The following is a 2,654-nucleotide window of genomic DNA, read 5'->3' as shown; positions in this document are numbered from 1 at the left end:
GCGCTGCTGGCGGCGGCCCAGGTGCCGCCCGCGCGGCGCCGGCTGTCCGGGCGGCTCGCGCCGGGCGACGGACCGAGCGCCGAGCGGCGGGCGAAGAGCTGGTTCTCGGTCCGCTTCGTGGGCGAGGGCGGCGGCCGGACGGTGTTCACCGAGGTCTCGGGCGGCGACCCCGGGTACGACGAGACGGCCAAGATGCTCGCCGAGGCGGCGCTGTGCCTCGCCCTCGACACCCTGCCGCCGACGGCCGGGCAGGTCACGACGGCCGTGGCGATGGGCGACGCGCTGACCGAGCGGCTGCGGGCGGCGGGCATCGGCTTCCGGGTGGCCGCGACCCGCTGAGGGGCCGTTCGGGAGGAGTGCGGCGGTGCGGCGGTGCGGCGGTGCGGCGGTGCGGCGGTGCGCGGTCTAACCGGACCATCCGGCGATCGTGTAGATCATCCCGCCGATCCAGGCCAGCCCCGCGCCCACCGCCAGCACCAGTCCGGCGACCACGCCCCGCTCGACGGGGCGGCCGGGCCGGGCCGAGTACTCGGGTGCGCGATGTGTCGTCATGCCGTCCACCCTGCCGGGCCGCGGGCGGCGGCACATCCGTACGGATACTCAGATCCCCCTGAGCGCCCGGATCGGCCCATTTGAGACTTTCAGGGCGCCCCTCTCGACGTGAGCGGGCATCATGCGCGGCACAGTGCCAAAAAGGACTTCAATGAAACCCTTGAAGGCATGAAGTTCCTTCTCGAAGTCACCATGGACGAGGGCGCGCTCGCCGAGGACCCCGCGGGCGAACTGCAGCGGATCCTGCGGTACTGGGGCGGCAACCTGAAGCACTACGCGCTGCGGCCCGGCGACGGCTCGGCGGTCTACGACTCGGCGTACCGGGAGGTGGGCCGCTGGAGCATCGCGGATCAGGCCGGGTAGGCGGCGTCCCGCAGGGCCGCGCGGCACAGGGCGTCGGCCCTGCGGGTGGTCTCCGGCAGCCGGTGGGCGGGCGTCAGGGCCAGGGTGTGGGCGCAGGCGTTGCCGAGGCTCACCCGGTGCCCGACGGAGACGAAGACCGGCTTCACCCCGTCGCGGGTGCGCACCGCACGCCCGACCTCCTCCGCTCCGGCGAGCAGCGGGGACGTACTGCCGCGCCGGGTGTCCGGGGCGTCGTGGGTGAAGGTGAACGGGTTCTTGGCCACGCCGATCGTGGGCAGGCCGGTGAGCACGCCCAGATGGCTCGCGAGGCCGAAGCGGCGCGGGTGGGCCAGGCCGTACCCGTCGCACACGACCAGGCCGGGCGGGCAGGGCAGCGCCTCCAGGGCGGCGAGCACGGTCGGGATCTCCCGGAACGCCAGCAGACCGGGCACGTACGGGAAGGAGATCCGCCCGAGGGCCGTGGCCTCGGCGACGACGGCGAGGGTCCCGGCGTCCAGCACGACGGCCGCCGCGGCCACGACGTCGCGTTCGTCGTCGTAGGCGACGTCCACACCGGTGACCCGGCCGGTGCCGGGCGGGGGACCGGACTCGTCGAGCACCACGCGGGCGCGCAGTTGGTCCTGGACGGCGCGGGCCCGCTCCTCGGTCGTGGGCCAGTCGGCGGGGAGCTGCGCGGTCACGGTCGTCATGATGGCCGCAAGCCTAACCGCAGCGCGGAGTAGGCTCGCGATCATGTTCGTACTGGAGCTGTCCTACACCGCCCCGCTCGAAGCCGTCGACGCCGTGCTGCCGGACCATGTGGTCTGGCTCGACGGGCTGTACGAGCAGGGCGTGTTCGTGGCGTCCGGACGCAAGGAGCCCCGCGACGGCGGGGTGATCCTGGCCGTCGCGGGGGACCGTGCGCGGATCGAGGAGATCGCCGCGGGCGACCCGTTCGTCAAGGCCGGCGTGTGCGAGTACCGCGTCACCGAGTTCATCGCCACGAAGACGGCGCCCGCGCTGGAGCGCTACCGGGAGACGCTCGGCTGAGGAGTGCGGCTCACTTGCCGAGTGCCTGGCGCAGCTCGCCCTTGTTCATGCTCGAACGCCCGTGGACGTCTCGGCGCTTGGCCTCCTCGTACAGCTGGTCGTAGGTGGGCCCCTGGGGTCCCTCCCGGTTCCCGGACCGCCGGCCGCCGCGCTTGCTCGGCGACATGTCCTGCGTCGAGGTGCGGCTGGCGGTCTTCGACTCGCCGGACTGCGCGCGCTCCTTGTTCACCGTCCGCGCCGCGATCTCCTTGGCGCGGCCGGTGCTCTCGCCGCGGTCCTTCGCGCTCTTCTTGATGTGCTCGTACTGCCGCTCCCGCTTGGAGCTGGAACCGCTCGGCATGTCCGCTCACTTCCTCTCACGTTCAGCGAACGGTTACCCACGTTACGGACAAACACCCCTGCCCGCCCGGCGTCAGCGCTCCAGCCGGGCGACCCGGCCCTGCTCGCCCGCGGCCCAACAGCCCAGGTCCGGGGTGCAGTCCACGGTGTCGTAGGACCCGGTGTCGACCGTCCGCCAGGTGTGGCCGCCGTCCGTGGTGAGGTCGGTGCCGGTGGGGCCGACGGCGAGGGCGGCGGTGCGGCTGTGCGGGAGCCAGGCGACGCCGGAGCGGTAGGCGTGCGGCGGCCGGTCGGCGGGGCGCCAGGTGCGGCCGGTGTCGGCGGTCCGGGCGGCGGCCCGCGGGGAGGCCTGGTCGGGCCGGTAGTCGCCG

5 protein-coding genes and 2 pseudogenes are annotated in these 2,654 nt (G+C 74.1%); 3 read left to right on the top strand and 4 right to left on the bottom strand.

Going from position 1 to position 2,654, the window contains the following annotated elements; all coding sequences use genetic code 11:
* Window positions 1–339, top strand: a pseudogene (locus BZZ08_RS38325) (saccharopine dehydrogenase); the annotation flags it as partial.
* A gap of 66 nt (window positions 340–405) precedes the next feature.
* On the opposite strand, the gene mmpA reads toward BZZ08_RS38325, so the two are convergent.
* On the bottom strand, window positions 406–552 hold the full coding sequence (mmpA, locus tag BZZ08_RS38320; RefSeq protein ID WP_104636725.1) for a morphogenic membrane protein MmpA: 147 nt from the start codon (window positions 550–552) through the stop codon (window positions 406–408).
* Between the two features lie 168 nt (window positions 553–720).
* On the opposite strand from mmpA, the gene BZZ08_RS38315 reads away from it, so the two are divergent.
* The gene (locus tag BZZ08_RS38315) at window positions 721–915 is read left to right on the top strand and encodes a hypothetical protein (RefSeq protein ID WP_104636724.1); all 195 of its coding nucleotides are present in this window, start codon (window positions 721–723) and stop codon (window positions 913–915) included.
* Here BZZ08_RS38315 and BZZ08_RS38310 read toward each other — a convergent pair.
* Window positions 903–1,604, bottom strand: coding sequence for an endonuclease V (locus BZZ08_RS38310; RefSeq protein WP_104636723.1), 702 nt, complete (start codon window positions 1,602–1,604; stop codon window positions 903–905). The two genes, BZZ08_RS38315 and BZZ08_RS38310, sit on opposite strands and share 13 nt — an antisense overlap.
* Window positions 1,605–1,647: 43 nt before the next feature.
* On the opposite strand from BZZ08_RS38310, the gene BZZ08_RS38305 reads away from it, so the two are divergent.
* Window positions 1,648–1,944, top strand: coding sequence for a YciI family protein (locus BZZ08_RS38305; protein ID WP_104636722.1), 297 nt, complete (start codon window positions 1,648–1,650; stop codon window positions 1,942–1,944).
* Between the two features lie 10 nt (window positions 1,945–1,954).
* Here the strand turns inward: BZZ08_RS38305 and BZZ08_RS38300 are convergent, their stop codons facing one another.
* Together BZZ08_RS38300 and BZZ08_RS38295 are read right to left on the bottom strand one after the other, a co-directional pair.
* Window positions 1,955–2,284: a plasmid stabilization protein gene (locus tag BZZ08_RS38300; RefSeq protein ID WP_104636721.1), complete on the bottom strand. Its 330-nt coding sequence runs from the start codon at window positions 2,282–2,284 to the stop codon at window positions 1,955–1,957.
* A 72-nt stretch (window positions 2,285–2,356) separates the two neighbouring features.
* Window positions 2,357–2,654: pseudogene (locus BZZ08_RS38295) on the bottom strand (oxidoreductase); the annotation flags it as partial.

Origin of the sequence: Streptomyces sp. MH60, assembly GCF_002939385.1 — a bacterium.
In the GTDB taxonomy this organism is placed as follows: domain Bacteria; phylum Actinomycetota; class Actinomycetes; order Streptomycetales; family Streptomycetaceae; genus Streptomyces.
Note: the sequence above shows the minus strand (reverse complement) of the source record. Positions and strands in the feature narration are given on the sequence as shown.

Coding starts and splice junctions, on each gene's coding strand:
- BZZ08_RS38305 (WP_104636722.1), top strand. CDS start 1,648: ATGTTCGTACTGGAGCTGTCCTACACCGCCCCGCTCGAAGCCGTCGAC.
- BZZ08_RS38310 (WP_104636723.1), bottom strand. CDS start 1,604: ATGACGACCGTGACCGCGCAGCTCCCCGCCGACTGGCCCACGACCGAG.
- mmpA (WP_104636725.1), bottom strand. CDS start 552: ATGACGACACATCGCGCACCCGAGTACTCGGCCCGGCCCGGCCGCCCC.
- BZZ08_RS38300 (WP_104636721.1), bottom strand. CDS start 2,284: ATGCCGAGCGGTTCCAGCTCCAAGCGGGAGCGGCAGTACGAGCACATC.
- BZZ08_RS38315 (WP_104636724.1), top strand. CDS start 721: ATGAAGTTCCTTCTCGAAGTCACCATGGACGAGGGCGCGCTCGCCGAG.